Source organism: Paenibacillus sp. FSL P4-0184 (assembly GCF_038004625.1).
Lineage (GTDB): Bacteria > Bacillota > Bacilli > Paenibacillales > Paenibacillaceae > Paenibacillus_AQ.
This window is the reverse complement of record NZ_JBBORN010000001.1, coordinates 4,846,206-4,865,013: the sequence shown is the minus strand read 5'-3', so window position 1 is coordinate 4,865,013 and position 18,808 is coordinate 4,846,206. Positions and strand designations below refer to the sequence as shown.

Annotated in this window: 11 protein-coding genes; 3 read left to right on the top strand and 8 right to left on the bottom strand. The window is 45.0% G+C overall.

The genetic code is table 11. The features are described from left to right. Positions 1-38: 38 nt before the first annotated feature. From MKY52_RS21435 to MKY52_RS21425, 3 genes are all read left to right on the top strand, one after another. Positions 39-215 (top strand): hypothetical protein, encoded by a 177-nt coding sequence (locus tag MKY52_RS21435; RefSeq protein ID WP_341053235.1) that lies wholly within the window; start codon positions 39-41, stop codon positions 213-215. Further along, positions 205-444: a hypothetical protein gene (locus MKY52_RS21430; protein ID WP_341053234.1), complete on the top strand. Its 240-nt coding sequence runs from the start codon at positions 205-207 to the stop codon at positions 442-444. Before MKY52_RS21435 ends, MKY52_RS21430 begins: the two co-directional genes overlap by 11 nt. A gap of 183 nt (positions 445-627) precedes the next feature. Beyond that, on the top strand, positions 628-897 hold the full coding sequence (locus MKY52_RS21425) for a hypothetical protein (RefSeq protein ID WP_341053233.1): 270 nt from the start codon (positions 628-630) through the stop codon (positions 895-897). Between the two features lie 57 nt (positions 898-954). On the opposite strand, the gene MKY52_RS21420 is transcribed toward MKY52_RS21425, so the two are convergent. The 8 genes from MKY52_RS21420 to MKY52_RS21385 form a co-directional block, all read right to left on the bottom strand. Next, the gene (locus MKY52_RS21420; protein ID WP_341053232.1) at positions 955-4,362 is read right to left on the bottom strand and encodes a glycoside hydrolase family 2 protein; all 3,408 of its coding nucleotides are present in this window, start codon (positions 4,360-4,362) and stop codon (positions 955-957) included. Between the two features lie 129 nt (positions 4,363-4,491). Next, entirely contained in the window at positions 4,492-7,644 is a 3,153-nt protein-coding gene (locus tag MKY52_RS21415) for an alpha-mannosidase (protein ID WP_341053231.1), read from the bottom strand. Between the two features lie 37 nt (positions 7,645-7,681). Next, on the bottom strand, positions 7,682-9,976 hold the full coding sequence (locus MKY52_RS21410; RefSeq protein WP_339796663.1) for a glycoside hydrolase family 3 N-terminal domain-containing protein: 2,295 nt from the start codon (positions 9,974-9,976) through the stop codon (positions 7,682-7,684). Positions 9,977-10,003: 27 nt separating this feature from the next. Further along, positions 10,004-12,448 (bottom strand): glycoside hydrolase family 38 N-terminal domain-containing protein, encoded by a 2,445-nt coding sequence (locus tag MKY52_RS21405; RefSeq protein WP_339265537.1) that lies wholly within the window; start codon positions 12,446-12,448, stop codon positions 10,004-10,006. A gap of 24 nt (positions 12,449-12,472) precedes the next feature. After that, the gene (locus MKY52_RS21400) at positions 12,473-15,211 is read right to left on the bottom strand and encodes an alpha-mannosidase (protein WP_341053230.1); all 2,739 of its coding nucleotides are present in this window, start codon (positions 15,209-15,211) and stop codon (positions 12,473-12,475) included. 19 nt (positions 15,212-15,230) lie between these two features. Beyond that, entirely contained in the window at positions 15,231-16,550 is a 1,320-nt protein-coding gene (locus tag MKY52_RS21395) for a glycoside hydrolase family 125 protein (RefSeq protein ID WP_341053228.1), read from the bottom strand. A 50-nt stretch (positions 16,551-16,600) separates the two neighbouring features. Beyond that, the gene (locus tag MKY52_RS21390) at positions 16,601-17,587 is read right to left on the bottom strand and encodes a glycoside hydrolase family 130 protein (RefSeq protein ID WP_076300575.1); all 987 of its coding nucleotides are present in this window, start codon (positions 17,585-17,587) and stop codon (positions 16,601-16,603) included. A gap of 179 nt (positions 17,588-17,766) precedes the next feature. Then, complete coding sequence (locus MKY52_RS21385) at positions 17,767-18,804, bottom strand: glycoside hydrolase family 18 protein (protein WP_341053227.1); 1,038 nt, start codon at positions 18,802-18,804, stop codon at positions 17,767-17,769. Positions 18,805-18,808 lie beyond the last annotated feature (4 nt).

Genomic DNA, 18,808 nt, shown 5'->3' with positions numbered 1-18,808 from the left:
ACCAAATGGTCATGTTCAATCTCGTAGAAGGTGAGAAGGTGAGAATTATATCCTGCGACAATGAATCCGTCTCAGTCGAATTCCGGTATGCGGAGTCCTATATCCTGCCTGCTGCATTCGGTGCCTATCGAGTTGAGAATTTAGGTAGCCAGCCCTGTACGCTCATAAAAACTGGGGTATCCAAATCTTGGGATGTGAGCTTTCTTGAAGACTAAATTCGTTATCGTACTCGATGTTGGCGGGACCTTTATCAAGTCCAGTCTCGTCATGAATGGCTGCTCCATTCAAGCTTCTCAATTCCAAGTCCCTTCGCTTGCAAGTGAGGATGCCAGCACTACGCTCCAGCAATTCATGACGATCATGCAATACCAATATATGTTTGGAACAACATTATCGAACGATTTATCTGCTGCAGTGTTCCACAAGAACGTTTTATCTCTTTAACACTCGGCACAGGGCTGGGCTCTGCTTTCATTGATCAAGGAAAAATCCGAATTGAGGGTGAGGGAGTTCCTCGTAATGGAGAGCTCTATGATAAGCCTTATCGCCATACAATGATCGATGAAGTGTTCTCCCGTCCTGGTATTCTACATGCCGCACAGGAACGTTTGGATAGAAGGCATGGATGTGAAGGAGCTCGCTGATCTGGCAAGACAGGGAAACCTCGCCTATCAACAAGTATTCGAAGAATTTGGTTCGTGTCTAGCTGAGATGCTTGATCCCTATATCGTGGGCTTTGGAGCACAGCTACTCGTGCTTGGCGGACAAATCGCGAAAAGTTTTGATGTATTTGGACCTGCGCACGAACAGGGACTACTACCACATCATCTATCTATTTATACATCTGAGCATGTTATAGAGAATACGTTCAAAGGTATTGATCAATTTTTCTCATAAAAAATGGAAGGTCGGCTACCCATTATTTGAGTAGCCGACCTTTCATACTATCATACGTTATTTACCGTACTCTATAATCATTTGAGGATTATTAGTCATTCTGAACGTAGTCATTTGCGAATAACCTGATTCAATACGGATTGGTTCTCCGCAATAGTTCCCCCAGCCTAACGCTGGGTAATACCAGGCTTGATTGATAATAAGCTGTGCTATGATTTTTGCAGGAATGGTATCATTCAGAATTTCGAATGCCTCGATGACAACTTCCGCTCCCTCGTAATCGAAGGGGACTCCAATGGTAATCTTATGGTACGCGAGTGGAAGTTCTCTGCAAGTAAATCGTTGTTGGTACAGTGGCATACCAATATCACTATGTGTACCAATGATATGCTTGGGCTGATCATCTACGTGAACATGCATCGTTCCACCAGTTTTATGTTTCTTATACATGAACTGAACGCCTGTACCGTAAAATGAGAGTTCAATGGTAGATCCCGGAGTATTCGAATGCCACACCGTACCTATGATAGCTTTTGAATCTTGTAGGTGCTGCCATTCACCCTTATAGGTTAATGAATCGGTATCCGCATAACTAACTAATGTAGGCGGTTGATACATATAAGCTATTCGAGCAGCCTCGTTTCCGTTGGATTCTACGCGTAGAGTGGCGTCCGTATCTGCTAGGCCAACAGCATAGAAGTGAATATACTCTCGCATCGTTTGGAAATCATTAGTAACTATTCCTTTAGTAGAATCGTCTTTACGTTCCAAATAATAGTTGCGCATATCGTCTTTCCATTCCCACGCAGGTTGCTCTCCGTAAACATCTGGTTGTTCATCACTAGCTTTACGAACCCGGTTGGCACGCCCGGTAAGTCTCCCTATATGATTCTCAGGATAAACACTGAATCGTCCTGATTTCTGCCATTCCACATAATCGATGTGCTCAGGCATATCGATTGCTACACCAAGTTCTTGTATCTCAAGCTCAAGTTCAACATTGTCCACCGTATAGCGAATTTCAAATTTACCACTTGCGAACAGCTTCTGAACAAATAAAACTTTTATGCCTAGTGTGTAATGACCAGTAGTTGTGACTACAATCTGCTGGTCATTCTCGCAAGTTTCTACATGAATGGAACCTGGAATCCAATGACCAAGCTCGACACCAGTCAAATTCAAATGCGGGCCACCTGTAAGTATGACTCGGTTTTGGAAAGTTGCTTGAGAGAGCATCGCTGATTCTTTGCAATATGTGAAAGAAACCATGTTGTTACGAATGAGATATTGCTCATCCGTTTCTTCGACCTTTAATGCTTCATACTGGGCATCACAGAATATGAACTTTCTTGTTGCAATTGGGAGCAGATATTCATCTACGACTATCCCATCCGATGTTTGAAACTGTAAATGTATGCGCTCTCGATCGCTCCAATCTCGTGCTGGAAGTTCGAGTTGCCCACTTGAGTATGGCTTAATATCAGGTCCATAGAAAGACGGTTGAGCAATAATTTGCCCATCCACGTGAATGCTGTAGCAAATGTTCACTTCATTCAGGTTAGTGTGATTGAACCAGTTACTAATTGAGATGACGAGTGGGGCATATCCTGGATTCCCTACGGTGCCTTCCATAATCCGAATTGGGGAGTAGGCTTTCTTAGTCATCCAATATTCAGGCTTTTGTCTGCGCCAGACATCACTCATATTCCCCCATTCTCCGTAACCTGCGGCAGTACCAATTGAATGCTGTTGATGTCGTTCGGGGACACCTTCTGGCAGGAAGAATATATCATCAATATTAGCCCACAATGCACCACCAAGCGCACCATGCGTATTTACAATTTTATCCCACATCTTATATACACTCTCACCCCAGAAGTTGCGTACGTTATTGTCTCGTTCAAGTTCCTCGATGTTATAACAAGCGATATGTGCATATTCATCATGAATAACAGGGGAAGAATAGTTAATTACGATATCTTTCTCAGACACCCCATAAGTGACTAAGTGATAATCCATATCATTTGTATAATCAATATAATGTGCGCTGTAAATATCGGTTGTACTGCCATCCTCAACTAAGAACGGATAACTGAATTTAGTTGGCCGAGTCGTCTCCTCTTGCTGAACGTACTGCAGTTGTCTTCTGAATTTATCCCCTTCCTCATTAGCGTGCCAGCCACTCTCATTAGCTAATGACCATATTATGACGCTAGGATGAGAACGATCACGTTCTATCATTTCTGCTAATTGATTCATATACCATGGTTCGTCATCCCGCCATGGTCCAGGTCCATTTGCATACTGGAAGTTAACGGCTGTTTCTTCCTCTACATACATGCCAAGCTCATCGCACGCCGCAAGAAACTCCTCCGATGGTGGATAGTGGGAGGTTCGTACGTAGTTAACATTTTGCTCTCGTAGCAATATGACATCCTGTATATCCATTTCTGGTGTTGTTGTTCTACCGAGCTTTGGATGGATACTATGGCGGCATGTGCCTCTTAATTTAATTCGTTCTCCATTAATGTAGATTTCTTTCGGATCTGTCCCGTTCTTTCCTGCGAAGCAGATTTGTCGGAATCCAACCTGTACTTCAGCTTGCTCGATCAATTGATGCTCATCGTCAAATAACTTGGCATGTAGGGTGTATAGATAGGGCTGCTCAGCATTCCATTTCTTTGGGTGTTGAATGTTGAAGGATATATCGAGGTGTTGTTGCTCAGGCTCAAAAAAGATAGAGTGCTCTTCAAGTGTTACGAGGGATTGTTGTTGGTCTGTTAGCTCCAATTGAACATAAGCAGCATTAGCTTGATTCAGTTCGGCACCTAATGATACATGCAAAAACGCGTTATTGTAAGCGGTGTCAAATTCAATGTCATAATGAAATCTAGTAAGATGCGTCTTAGGTACTGCAATAAGCTCTATCGATCTTAGAATCCCACCAATATTATGATGAGCGTATTTGCTACCAATTGAAGGGTCCCATATGTCATCGATGAATTCAACGACGATAGTAGTAGCTTGCCCAGCGCGGATCTGATCCGTAATATCACAATCCCATGTCGTAAATCCACCCTGATGATCACGGTTATACAAACCGTTTATCCATACCTTAGCTTTGGAATATATACCATGGAACCTTAGGATTACATGCTTTCCATCATAATCTTCTGGAATCATAAAAGAAGTTGTGTAGTAGTATGGTGTGTCATTTTCGATATTATAGCCTTGCATAGCAACTTCACCAGGAACAATGATTTCATGCCAATCATAAGAATCGAGGTTTTGTGCCTCAATATGTTCAGTTGAGAGTGGATTCATACTGAAATACCATTGATTCTCAAGACATGTATTGAGACATATCACAGGATCTTTCGTGCCCGAAGTATAGGTAGGCTTCGTAATTATTGTAGGTCTTTTCCATGCTGTCGAATTGTTTAGTACTGATGTTGCCATGATCATGCTAATTCAACCTCCGAACATAGATTGATGGATGCCTAGCGTCAATATCATTCCAAAATGGACATAGGAAGAGAACGAACCGCAGTCGTCTTCCTATGTCTTTCAGATGCAGGATTCGTCCAATTTTGACTATACAGTCTTAATCTTGATCGTTTTTATTTCATAAGGTGTAAAGGTCAGTTGCCAGCTGTCCATTAACATGACTTCTTCTTCCAAGGCATTCGATACATACACCGCTTGATGTGGATACGGCCACTTCAGCTCGATCGTCTCACGACCTCCAGCGGATTCATACATACGAAGAATGATGCCATCGTCATCCTCAGCCCATTTGACCGTCTCCAAGACAACATGCTCACTTGTAAAAGGAAGCAATGAACAACATCGATCCCATACATTCGTGCTCTGTAGCTCTGTAGCATCTACGGTGGATGCTGCAATATAAGCAGGTGGATGATTCAGCTCTGCTGCTGCTCGAAGTGTGTGTCCTTGGCGCCAATCGCCGGCATGTGGATACAGTGCATAGGTGAACTCATGATATCCCTGATCTGCCGATATATCCGGCCATCTTGGCGCACGTAGCAAGGAAAGACGAATCGTACTTCCTTGGGTATCATAACCATACTTACAATCATTCAGCACACTGACACCATAGCTATGCTCAGACACATCAGCGAAGCGATGACCACATACTTCATATTGCGCTTGATCCCAGCTTGTATTGCGATGTGTATTCCGCTCTAAAGCACCGAACGGTATTTCATAAGTGGCTCGACTTGTTACAACATCGAGTGGGAAGCCCACCTTCAGCAGCTTATGAGCTTCCTGCCAATCCACCTTTGTTCTAAACTCAATGCGAGCATGATGATGATATAGAACCATCTCCTGCTCAATCGTGGATTGTCCTATACGCCAACGGAAGCCTATAACATCAGCAACAGCTCCTGAGCTGATTAGCTTCTTCTCTAACAGAAATGCCTCTCCAGCAGACTGTTGCTCATAGCGCGGATCAATGTCCCACGCATCCCATAGCGTCGGACGATCATGGAAGAAATGGAACTGATTCGCCCGCTCTCCCGCCTTCACGATTTCACGATTCGCTTGTTTATCGTATAAGCTTATGATTTCTCCTTGTTCATTGAAGCGTATACGATAGTAGGCTGTCTCCCACTCATCAAGCAGCTTTGGTAATACTTTCGGCGATTCTGGCACTGCAGCTACTTCATTTTCACGTACTAGAATCGTATTGTAGCCCATTGCTGGAACATTCGGTACGCGAATTCGAAGGATCTTGGTCGTTCCATGGCTACTAACTTCATAATCCAATGATTCACCATCCGTAGTCACGATCGTTAAGCGATTCCATTCAATATTCGTAACACCTTGATCGATAAGATCCTGGGTAGTCAGCTCTAATACACAATCACGGCTCCAGCCCATACTATTCAATACAAGGAACGGTGTTCCTTCCATCGTCCCTTCGATCTGAACATGAGATGCAATGGCTGCCATCCCGATCTCTAAGCTTGTCTTCCCGCGCTGGAATACTTCCTCATACTCTCTCATCGATGTCTCATACGTTTCTGTAATGGCAGAACCCGGAATAATGTCGTGGAACTGATTTAATAAAATCAACTTCCATCCCTCATGTAAATCATGCTGTAACGTCTTTGCTTGTTCTGAGCTCAGCAATGATCGTGCCAACGTAGACCATAACTCTGCTTCACGATACAGAACCTCAGCCTTCCGATTATTACGTTTGTTACGCCCATGTGTCGTATAAGTACCTCGATGTAATTCAAGATACAGGTCACCGTGCCAGCTCGGTAAATTTGGATTTGCTTCGGAAATACCCGTGAAGAATGCCTCCGCGCTACTAAATTGAGATGAGGGCTGACCGATCATGAGATCCGAGCGATGAATATATTCGAGCATCTCACGCGTGACACCACCACCGCCATCCCCATGCCCATACAATAACATTTGTTCCGGATGCTTAACTTTCTCTTTATAAGATTGCCAATGTTCATGAACATCCTTCGGCTGCGTATCCTCGTTTACCCCATGGTTGCAATACGATAGTATTGGCGTTCCATCAATGCCTACCCAATAAAACAAGTCATACGGAAATGGGTTCGTATCATTCCAATTCAGCTTCGTCGTCATGAAGTAACGCATGCCACCATGCTTCAAAATTTGCGGTAATGATGCACAGTAGCCAAAGGTATCCGGTAACCATTCTATAAAGGATCGCTTTCCAAATTCCTGCTGATAAAATCGTTGACCGTAGAGCATTTGCCGCATCAATGATTCACCACTTGGTATATTGAGATCCGGCTCCACCCACATGCCACCGACAAGCTCCCAGCGGCCTTCACGAATTCGTTCTTTTACACGCTCATATAACACTGGATCATTCAACTTCAAATACTCGAAGAGCAACGGCTGACTCTGTGCATACCGATATTCAGGAAATTCATCCATTAAAGCATTTACAGTTGAGAACGTCCGACTCGTCTTACGCACTGTCTCACGACATGGCCACAGCCATGCAATATCAATATGAGATTGTCCTACCATATGGATGACACCTTCGCTATTGCCACCGATCTGTCTTATTTGTTCGACAAGGTGGTGTTCAATTGAAGCTGCGGCACCGCCTGCAATCTTCTCTTGTGATAGCAAAGTAAATGCATCCATAGCTGTATATAGAGCTTCCATCACGCGAGTACGACGAAAATCTGACGCTGGTAGCAATTCCGCAGCATTCATAATGACGCTCACAGAATACATCAACGACTGCACTGTTGTGTTCACATAGACTAGCGTGCTATGAATCTTGCGAATGGGTGCATGAATGGTTGCTTGCTGATTTAAGGGATCCACAGGCTCCGGTACAGCATCAAACAGTTCAATCTCCACTTCGATTTGTTTGCCAACCCGATCAGGTAATTTTACAAATGGGTGATTTCGATCCAACCCTTGAAAGGACTGTCCGTTAATACGAAGCAGCCCTTCCCCACCTGATCCAGAGGTAAAATATAACCCTACTGCATCCTCAGGCCATTCGTTCGGAATGGATAACGTCGTACGCAGCATATACGTTGTACCTTGTTTGCTTGGGAATAAATCAAAGGCTTCGCTTCCTACAAAAGCGCGTTCCTCCGAATATTTACCCGGTAAAATATATTCTGTTGATTGTACGTCCCAGTCTTTAATGGGGATCGATTCGAGCCACTGTCGTTCAGATAACTCTCGAATGAACCGTTGTATTCTAATCATTAATAATCCCCCTGATCGTTCGTCCGCTTCATCGCACTCATTGTACAACCTGTAAATCGATGGACAATGTTTGCTCTACATTCGAGCCCGTATAAAGTTCAAATCGACCCGGCTCGACGATCCACGTTAAATCTGCTGAGACAAATTGCAGCTCCTGTGATGAAATAGTAAAGTGAACGGTACGCTTCTCCCCAGGCTCCAAATAAATTTTACAAAAGCCCTTCAGCTCCTTATCCGGGCGTGATATCGAACTAACACAGTCCTTGATGTACAATTGCACGACCTCGTGTCCAGCCATATCACCCGTATTCATCACATCCACTGAAACCGTACACGTACCATCAACAGAAATACTTGGTTGATTCAATTGTATATTGTCATAGTGAAAGCTCGTGTAGCTAAGCCCATACCCAAATACATACTGCGGATGGAAATCCGTCTCTAAATATCGATGCCCACGCGAACGCTTCTTATTATAGTACACAGGTAATTGTCCCAGATGCTTCGGAATTGATAGCGTTAATCTTCCTGATGGGTTGTAGTCACCAAACAGGATATCCGCAATCGCATGACCGCCCTCTTGCCCTGGGTACCATGCCTCCACAATCGCATCAGCATGCTCATCAATCCATGGCTCAACAATTGGGCGACCATTGATATACACAACAATCAGCTTCTTGCCTAAACTGTGAAGCTCCTGCAACAGCTCGAGCTGTACTCCACATAAATTCAGTTGGGCACGATCAAAGCCTTCTCCACAATCCATATCACTTAGCATAAACGTATCGGTAATGACCGCAGCCCCAGTCTTCAAATCAATCGTACCTTCTCCAAAATCACGTGCACTCGATCCGCCTACAACAGCAATAATTGTCTCTGCTGAAGCCGCAGCTGCGATCGCCGCTTCGAATCCTTCCCGAGATGGGTCCTTCACTCGACAGCCTGGTGCATACACAACCTCACTAAAGCCTGAACACTTCGCGCGAACGCCATCCAACACGGTAACAATCTGCTCCCGCTCCTGCGGTGACGTATAATCGCCTAACTGGTTATACATATTGTTCGCGTTCGGTCCAATCACGGCGATCTTGCCACGGGATGGAGATAACGGTAATGCCTGTTCCTTATTCTTCAGTAACACAATGCCTTCGCGTGCAGCTTGCCGAGCCAATTCTCGATGAGAGGATTGACCAATAACCTGCTCTGCCAACGCTGGATTCACATAAGGACGTTCGAATAATCCTAATTCAAATTTCAAGCGCAAGATTCGCTCCACCGCAAGATCTAGATCTGACACCGCGATCAATTGCTGATCAAGAGCAGATTGTAGATATTGGCCAAAGGTCTCACCGGACATCTCCATATCTACGCCCGCTTTCAATGCTAGGCTGGCCGCTTCCTCTTCCGTCTCACAGATTTGATGACCATGTCTGAGCTGGCTCATCGCTCCACAATCCGTGATGACGAAGCCGTCAAAGCCCCACTTGTCACGTAAAATATGCGTCAACAGCTCTTTACTAGACGTACAAGGTACCCCATCAATTTCGTTATAGGCCGTCATAATGGATTTGGCTCCTGCCGCAACCGCACGCTGAAAAGGAAGTAAATCCTTCTCCATCAGCTCACGCATGCCCATACGTACGGTATCCGCATTACGCCCACCATCTGGACTACCATAAGCTACAAAATGCTTCAAGGTTGCAAGAATGGTATGATCCGTATTTAACGAATCCCCTTGCAACCCTTTCACCGCAGCTATTGCCATTTCACTAATCAAATAAGGATCTTCACCAAAGCATTCCTCTGTCCGCCCCCATCGCGGATCACGTGTCACGTCCAATACAGGAGAATAGGTAGCTGCTCCCCCTTGTGCACGAGTCTCTACCGCTACAGCTTGACAAACCTGTCGGAACAACTCTGTATTCCAGCTACTTCCTATGGTCAGTGGTACAGGGAACACCGTGTTCCCTATGGCCATATGTCCATGGGAGCATTCCTCACCAAATAGAATTGGAATGCCCAGTCGCGTATGCTCCATTGCATATCGCTGAATAAGATTAGTAACCTCGGCCCCTTCACGCAGGGACAAGCCTGTTTCAAGTGTAACCTCTGTCCATGGATCTGCTCGAAGCACACCATATAGTGAACCGACTCCACCATTCGCAATTGCGTCTTTAAATGTATCCGTGAGCTGAACATCTCCGTCGCCTTTTACATATGTCTTCCAGCCAAAAGGCTGGAGAAGCTGTCCAAGCTTCTCCTCCAGCGTCATTTCGGCCAACAAATCTGCAACACGCTCAGCAATAGATAACGAAGGGTTTTTATATTTCATTCGATATATACCTCCAGTTTTGTTGAGCTAGTGTTGGCGCCAAGCTAGAATGCCAGCATTCATTCCACGGCATGCATCCATGGAAGCATCCGGTTTGCTATAGTTCTCGCCCCAAGTGATGAAATATCTAAATTCATAGAAACCACCCAATGTCGCAGAGAAATTAGTTTCCCAATAGTTATTCATCACCCAAGCGTACAAATGAGCTGGATCCTGCTCTAGCTTCTCATCACCGTTAAGCAATCGATACCCATGTTCTAGCGAACCTAGCTGAATTAATGGAGTGTCTGGCATCGCGATCACAACGCCTTGCGATTCGGAAACATATACAGCTCCTTCTCCAACCGCTGTGTAATCTGCTAAGCTGCCTGGTAATTGATCCTTCCGCATCCGTGTCAAAGCATCCATCTTATCCACCCATAAGTCATACTTATCCGTTGATAATGAGCCACCAAAAGGAAGTGAAACATATAAGTTTTCAGGCTTCCATACGCTCTCTTTATGCATACGTACGGCCACATCCACACGTGGACGATCCGCGTATACTGTTAAGAACAAGGAATAATGCTCACAGCCATCCACCTTATAGGTCAATTGAATAATGCCATACACCGGACCTTGCGTAATGAGCTCCGCACTAATTAACTCGCCCGTTGAAACGATCGCATCCGGTCCCTTCCGATTACGGCCCATCAGACGACGCACCTCGGTCATTTCTCCAACCTTCGTTGCAGGTGTAACATCATAGACTGGCGTAAAAGCTGCGTGCTGGCGATCAGCTCGAAGTAGCTCTTTTCCTGTCGTTTTATCGACCCACGAGGTGATCCCTTCGCCCTTTTTCCACGTGATGTGTACAAATGGAGTTTCTACATAGGAAGATGTCATACGGAAATTCTTCACATCATGCGTAACATCCAGATCCATCACGCGATCGGATGCTAAATAATCGTTCATAAAAGCGGTTCCGATACTTGGTTTCACGGCGAAGATCTGAAGTACTCTCTCTTCACTTGGCTGCAATGTTACCGGAATCGTTACGATCACACCTCGAGATGCCAGACGAAGCTGTGCTGGAATGACCTCATTCGTCGTAATATCACGCACCTCGAAGCCATTCTTGATCTCATCGTGATACCATCCTTCGAGAATGAGATGCGCATAATCTTCTTGTACGAAATGATATGGATTATGAATTTTAAACTTCATAGGGCGCCCAGGAGCAAGTAATGCATCGCCCTTCGCCTCAAGAATGTCATACAACGCACGATGCGCAATCGTACTTGCATTGGCAGCAAAGGCTTCCTTCCGCAAGCCTAATTCCTGAACGAACGGATTCCAAGGCTCGGAAATGGATGAATGATAGCCCCATGTATGCTCAGCAAACATCGTTAACTGATATTCCATCTCCTTCATCGTCTCCGATGTAACGATTTCACAGTTCGGATCCAGCCTTCTAACCTTTTGATATACACGTTGTGCTTCACGGAATACTTGTACATGCTTCGGTGTTGAACCTACGCCATCCGTCCACCAGTCTGGCCAATCTCCACGATACACAGGAATATCTTCCGCATGCTGCTGTGCATGAGCACGAACTTCATCGAAGAAATCATCTAAAGTTGCCATCTGAATCTCAATATTTTCGCCGTGCTTCGCATTCCATTGACGAATGAAGGTCATCGTCTCCGCATTCGGTGGATTGTTATCCGTTGGTAGCCCTGAGAACATAGCCGGGAAGAAGTTAAAGGCATAGCCATCCTCTTGCAAACGCTCAATGTAGCGAAGTATACGCTGTTCAGCAATCTCGAATGTGGCGCCATGACTCATATCAAATTCATCTTTGATCGTATATTTCCCGCCCATACCAGGTACAAGCCCCAGATCATTACCGAATACATAATGCTCCCCACTCCAGGTCAGCAAGCGATCACCGGAAGGCATTTCCCACCAGAAAGGCTGCTGCTTCTTCCAGCAAGGAAACATTCCGTGATGGGTATGAATGCATGTAGATAAATTATGAATACCGGCATCTAACAATGCCTGACCATACCCCCAGCTGAAGCCGTTAATGTCTGCAGTCATCGCTGATGTAATTGGAGCTTCAATGGAATATCCAAAATCTCGTACACGGGCAATCATCGATGTGAACAAATCTTTGCCGATTAATTCCGTCATATTCAAGTACGTACCGGACAAGCCGATATCACCACGCTTAACTCCGGCTACGAACTCTTCCTTTTCTTGCTCCGTTGCCCGACTCAGGAAGGTTTCGATAGGCCAAAACGTTTCACATACCCACTTAAACCCCTCCCATTCAGGTCGACGACCGGATTGAATTTCACGCAAAATGTGAAGCACCTGCCGGATAAAGTCTACATGATATTGTTGGATCTTCTCCTGACGCTCTGTGTAGCCGATATCGGTATGGGAATGATGAATTGCATAAATTTTCCAAGGTTTTGTGTTAGTCATCTTTTATTCTCCTCTACTTGGTGCTCATATCGATTTATTAAGAACAACAGTTACGATCTCGGCCGCCTTTACTTCAAGCTGGATGACAGCGTTTGAATCGGCCGTAAGCGCTTCCTCATGTGATTCGAGTATATTACTTTTATACGCCTGACTATAGTTCATACGAGGTTCGAAGACTAAAGTCGTTGGTGAAGTGGTCATGTTGAACCAACGAATCGCAAGATCACCCGTTGCTTCAGCTACCTTCACGGAAGAGAGCTGCATGTCATTTCCACTCGCCTGCAACCATTGATGTTTCGGCTGAAGACTACCATTATGAATATCTGTCGATACAGTCATCCATGGTATTTGATATTGATAGGCAAGCGCATACGCTTCTTCAGCTACCGCAGAACCATGTGGAATAATCATGAGCTCCGCCTGAGCAGGACCTAGACATTGTGCTTCTGGTGTGTAGAAGACGCCCCAATCTCCAAGCTCACCTGTGCAGCGTAGCAATGTAACGGCAATCGTATTCCGTCCATCACGTAACACTTCGTATTCATTTAACCCTTTATTAGCGATGGTTAAGCCCGTCACGTCGTCCTTCACACTAACGAACGCTTGCTGATGTTGACTATTGTCTGGGTTCGTCCACTCACTCGAAGGTTCTGTGCTTCGTGTTGCGATCTCAAACATCGAATCCGCCTGATGCACATCGCTGACGAGATCCGTTGGGAACAGCATTCTGATGCGATGATCCTTCGCTTGATTATCGAAGGAGCTCTTCACTTGAAGTCCCTTACTATATTTCTCAAGCGTTACAGTCGTTGTTATATGGAGCTTCACGGTTTCGGTTGAACGTCCAGCCTGACGACTCGGGAACCACACGATGCCTTGCTGCTCTGCTGCGAGCAATTCATCCGCACTTACTGGAATGTCCCAATCATGAACGATTTGTACCGTACATGCGTATGGCTGATCGGATACGATAGAAATATCAGCTATAAGCGCTTCTGTCGTCAATACGTTCGTATTCTTCGGCCGACAATACATGTATTCATTTCCGATATCGCCGCTATTCTCATAAATACCGAGACCGCGATATACTTTACCATTTGCCTTATCCGTTAATGTGATCGAGCCATTATCTTCAATCCGTGCAGCAATAAACTCATTCTCTAGCGTCCGTTCATGAAGTAGCGAGCTTTCCTTTATTTCAGAATGTGGTCTGTCCACTACATCCTTCATCCAGGCATAAACTTGATGACCATTTGCAGGAACTGCTTCAACATGAAGCTCTAATCGAACACGTCGTGAGAAATACGGCTGACGAAATTTATTATCAGGCAAGTCATAGCCGAAGTGGAGCCCCAGATCGGTTTGCTGATAATCTAGCTGACGCCCACCATGATCTATCACGCGATGAGGATGAATCTCGAGCGATGTCATCTGATTACGCATCTTCTCGATCGTTTCGCCTTCCCGGAAATAGATACGAGCAATATCCAGCTCCACCGTAACTACCCCACTGCGGTCAAGGCCTGTCGTATTAAACACAATGAATGGACATGCGTGATCCCCGTATTCAGCGAAGCATGATGTATCCACATGATTTGCGATCGACTCCATACTGTTCTGTACAATAGATTCTGTAACGTGACGACTCTTGTCGAATCGCGTTACCATCTCACGATGTACCTCATCCACACTACAACCACAGATGCTATCATGCGGATGATTCTGCATGAGCGTCTTCCATGCATAGGTGAATAAGTGATGTGGATACGCATGTCCCAATTGATGAGCATAAGCAGATAACGGCTCAGCAACTTTCTCAAGCAAAGTCTGACCCTGCTGATTCATTTGCTTCAAATATATACGGGAGGAAGCCGTATTCACTAATGTTCCCCATCCATCTGTTCGCTGACTTCTAAGCTCCCCTTGGACGGTTGATAATTCACAATCTAGTGAACGATGCAGTGCATTCAAATAATCGTTAAAATTGGAGTGAATAAACTCCGTATCGGGATAGAGCTCGCGTGCTGTCCGAATGGCTTCCGGCAAGTCCAGCTGAGCTGGCTGATGATCACAGCCGTTCATATACAGTAGCTCGCTCGTCGATGCATATTTCTCCGCATCCGCTAGCTTCCGATCCCAATATGCCTTGGCTTCTACAGAATCTACTGGGACTTCATTTCCATTTGAATACCAATTCGCAAATAGAATACCGAGTACCTTGGAGCCATCAGGACCTTCCCAGATCAATTCGGAGTAAGTCGATTCATAATCTCCATCCGATACCTCATTGTTGAAGCCCGTCGGCTTCACACCACGACCGAAGAAGGCGTTCTGAATACCTGACTGCTGCATCAGCTGTGGTGTCTGTCCACACAACCCGAAGGTATCAGGAAAGTATCCAATTTTGGATACTTCCCCATACTTCAGCGCATCTTGATGACCGATCTGCATATTTCTTACATTGGCTTCACTACTGGTGAGGAACGCATCCTGCAATATATACCATGGACCAATAAGGATTCGACCATTTTGAATATGACGCAACAGCCGCTCCTTCTGATCCGGTCTAACTTGAAGATAATCCTCGAGAATGATCGTCTGCCCATCCATGAAAAAGCTACGAAATTCTGACTCCTCGTCCAACCGATCTAGTAAACTATCTACCAATTGAACGAGACGAACATGATGCTTCTCATAGGGTAAATACCATTCACGATCCCAGTGCGAATGGGAAACGATATGTGCCGTTCTTTTCTTCGTCATGCCATTGCTCCCCCTTTCACTACAAGATACCTTCCTGCATCGCCTTGTACACGAGTTGAGAGAACAAGCTATTTGACCAAGCAAACCATTTTCTTGTGAAAATCGTTGGATCGTCAGAATGGAATCCTTCATGCATAAAGCCTGTATCCGCATCCGTCTTCTCCAGTAACTCGATCATCGCTAGCTTCTCTTCCGCTGTCGTTGCTGTGAGCCCTTGCATAGATAATGACAAATGCCAGACATATCCTGCCGGTGTATGTGGACTACCAATACCTTTTGCTACTTTACCTTCAAAGTAAAAAGGGTTTTCCTTGGATAACACAAATCTTCTCGTGTTCTGATAGATTTCATCCTCCGTTGTGCAGTAGCCCAAGTAAGGAATCGAAATCAATCCCGGCGTTCCCGCATCATCCATGAGACAGTGGTTACCATAACCATCCGTCTCGAAGGCATAAATCGGTCCGAATTCCGGATGACGATAAATACCGTATGTTTTGATCCCATGATCGATATCTGCTTCTAAATCCTTCAGCTCTTGCAAAAATTCCATATCACGGAATATCCACTCCGCAAATTCCTGCATTTGGCGAAGTGTAACCACCGCGAACATATTCCCTGGAATGTTGTAGTGGAATTCGCATACATCATCGCTTGAGCGGAAGCCTGACCACACCATTCCTGTATAGTTGACAGGCATTCCAAGGCCTTTATTCCGTAAGGAATCCTCAGGAATACCGTTATTTCGAGTGAAGCGGTATGGCGATTCTTCAAAGTGACGCTGTTCTGTGATGAACAAGTTATACATGATACGCATAGCCGATTTGAACCCAGCATCGAATATATCTGTAATCCCTGTTTCCTTCCATAGCGCATAAGCAAGCCGCATCGAGAAACATAAGGAGTCAATTTCAAATTTACGCTCCCATACCCAAGGGGACATGTCTGTTATATCCGTCGTATTCCAATGCCAATCATTCGCAGATTCATTAAATGCATTCGCGTATGGATCAATATGAATGTACTGTATATGACGCTTTACTAAGCCTTTAAGAATGCGTTGAAGATCTTCGTCCTCTTTGGCAAACGGTACATAATGAATGACCTGCTCTACCGAATCCCGTAACCAACAAGCTGGAATGTCTCCTGTGATGACAAAAGTCGTTCCATCCTCTTTTAATTTCGTCGTCGTTTCCAAAGTATTCGGGAAGCAGTTCTTAAATAGCTGAAGTAGCTTCGGTCGATGCGCAAGCTTCTCTTCTGCTTCTTGTAGAACTTCTTGAATCGATTGTGGCAAGTTTAAGGATGGCATCGTAATTTTGGGTAATCTAAACTGTTCCATTGATAAGCTCCTCTACAATTGAAATTCTGTCATTGCATCTGATGATGTCGTTACAGCGGATACTTATCCATATAGTCCAGCAGCTCATCCACTGTTGTAAATGCCACGCCTGTTACGGTATCGGCACAACCATAGTAAATGGCAATGCGACCTGTCTCGCTATCTGACAATGCGGCACAAGGGAAAGTGACATTCGGTACATCTCCTACACACTCATACAATGTTTCTGGTCCAAGAATGTAATTCCGTGATCGTGCGAGCACCTTCCATGGTTCGTGAAGATCTAATAATGCCGCACCCATACGATATACGAACCCGTTACATGTATTAATGACACCATGATAGATCAACAACCAACCACGATCGGTTTCAATCGGAACCGGCCCTGGACCAATTTTCTTCGATTGCCATGCGGATGCATCTGAATTAATCGTCCCCATCACATAACGATGTTTACCCCAATACGTTAGATCTGGACTCTCACTAAAGAAAATATCTCCAAATGGCGTATGGCCTGTATCACTTGGACGGCTTATCATGGCATACTTGCCATTTATTAAGCGTGGGAAGAGCACTCCATTACGGTTATATGGCAAGAAAGCGTTTTCCAATTGATGAAATGTTTTGAAATCATACGTATAAGCAAGACCAATCGTTGGTCCATGATACCCGTTACACCATGAAATATAATATTTATCCTCGATTTTGCACACGCGCGGATCGTAGCGATATTCCCGCTTCGTTACATATTCGTCACCTTCGAATTGGAGCGGTTGCTCATTAATTTCCCAATGTAGCCCGTCCTGACTAAAGCCAGCGAATATATCCATACTTACGGATCTAGAGTCACAGCGGAACACCCCTGCAAATCCACCTTCGAACGGAATCACCGCAGAATTAAAAATACTGTTCGAGTTCACCTGTGCATCACGCTGAATAATCGGATTTTGAGTATACCGCCACACTGGGGCATTATAGCCACTCGGCTTATCCTGCCACGGCATATTTGGTAGTGCCTCACCAATAATTTTGCTCATTTCCTAAACTCCTCCCACGTCTTTGAATGTAGTCTACGGCCTGTCCTCAACGATTGAGTCCAACCTTTCCCCCATACTGTAAATGATAATAAAGCGCATTAAAAGTCTATTTATTCGTAATCTAACGTTTGTTGACTAGGAAATCATGTTTGTTAACTAATTGAATGGGGCGCATCATTTCAGTCTCTCGTTAGGCCTGCATACATCGCATCCAGCAGTGTATGTGTCTTGTCGCAGCTGTACTCCCAGAACATCGCACCCGCAAGCTTTTCACGTTGGACATATTCACATTTATGTGTGATCGATTCCACGTCATCATAGGAAATAAACGTATCTCCATTAAATAAATGTGGCGCTTTGGCCTCATCATCCCAATGACGTGTGAACCCATTCTTGTCGATATAATAGGCTAGAAGTTCTGTATATTCCGGACCATAACCTCCTGTTGTACCCGCCATTTGTAGAAATCCATCATTCCTGTTCGGCACCTGCTTCCACATCCGGGAATAGAATGCTACGCCAATGACGATTTTCTCTCGGGGTACACCTGCCTGCATGAACATATTGACGGATGCTTCTGTACTAATTCGGAACAAATCTCCCGTTGAATTGTACAGATTGGTGTGATGTCCCGTTAGAATCTGGAATCCTCCACGCATATCGTAGGTCATCAATTGAACAAAATCTAAATATTGTTGTACTTGATCCATCTCTGTACCATCGATATAATATTGATCTGCTCCTGCAGCGATCGTAAGCAAGTAATGCCTGCCCTCAGCTGCACCTTTCATATCTAACGCTTCTCGAATGGTCTTCAACAGCAGCGTAAAATGACGTTTATCATCCGGTGACGAGGTAATATTGGCTTCACTGTAGCAGGGATATTCCCAGTCCAGATCGACACCATCGAATGGAAGTTCTGTTACTACTCGTACAGCCGAAGCTGCGAATTTCTGACGTCCTTCTTCGGTAGATGCCGCCTCGGAGAAGCCCCCATTTCCCCATCCGCCAACAGAGAGCAGCAGCTGTACGTTCGGATTCATCGCTTTAATCTCGTGCAACTGGTTCGTATATTGCAAATGTGCCGTTGTAATCTGATCATCCAACACATAACCGAATGCAACGTTCATATGCGTCAGCTTCATCACGTGGTCGCGCGTTAGCTCAGGTAATTTGGAATCACTCACGTAGCCTGCTACAATCATTTGTTGATCCATCCTT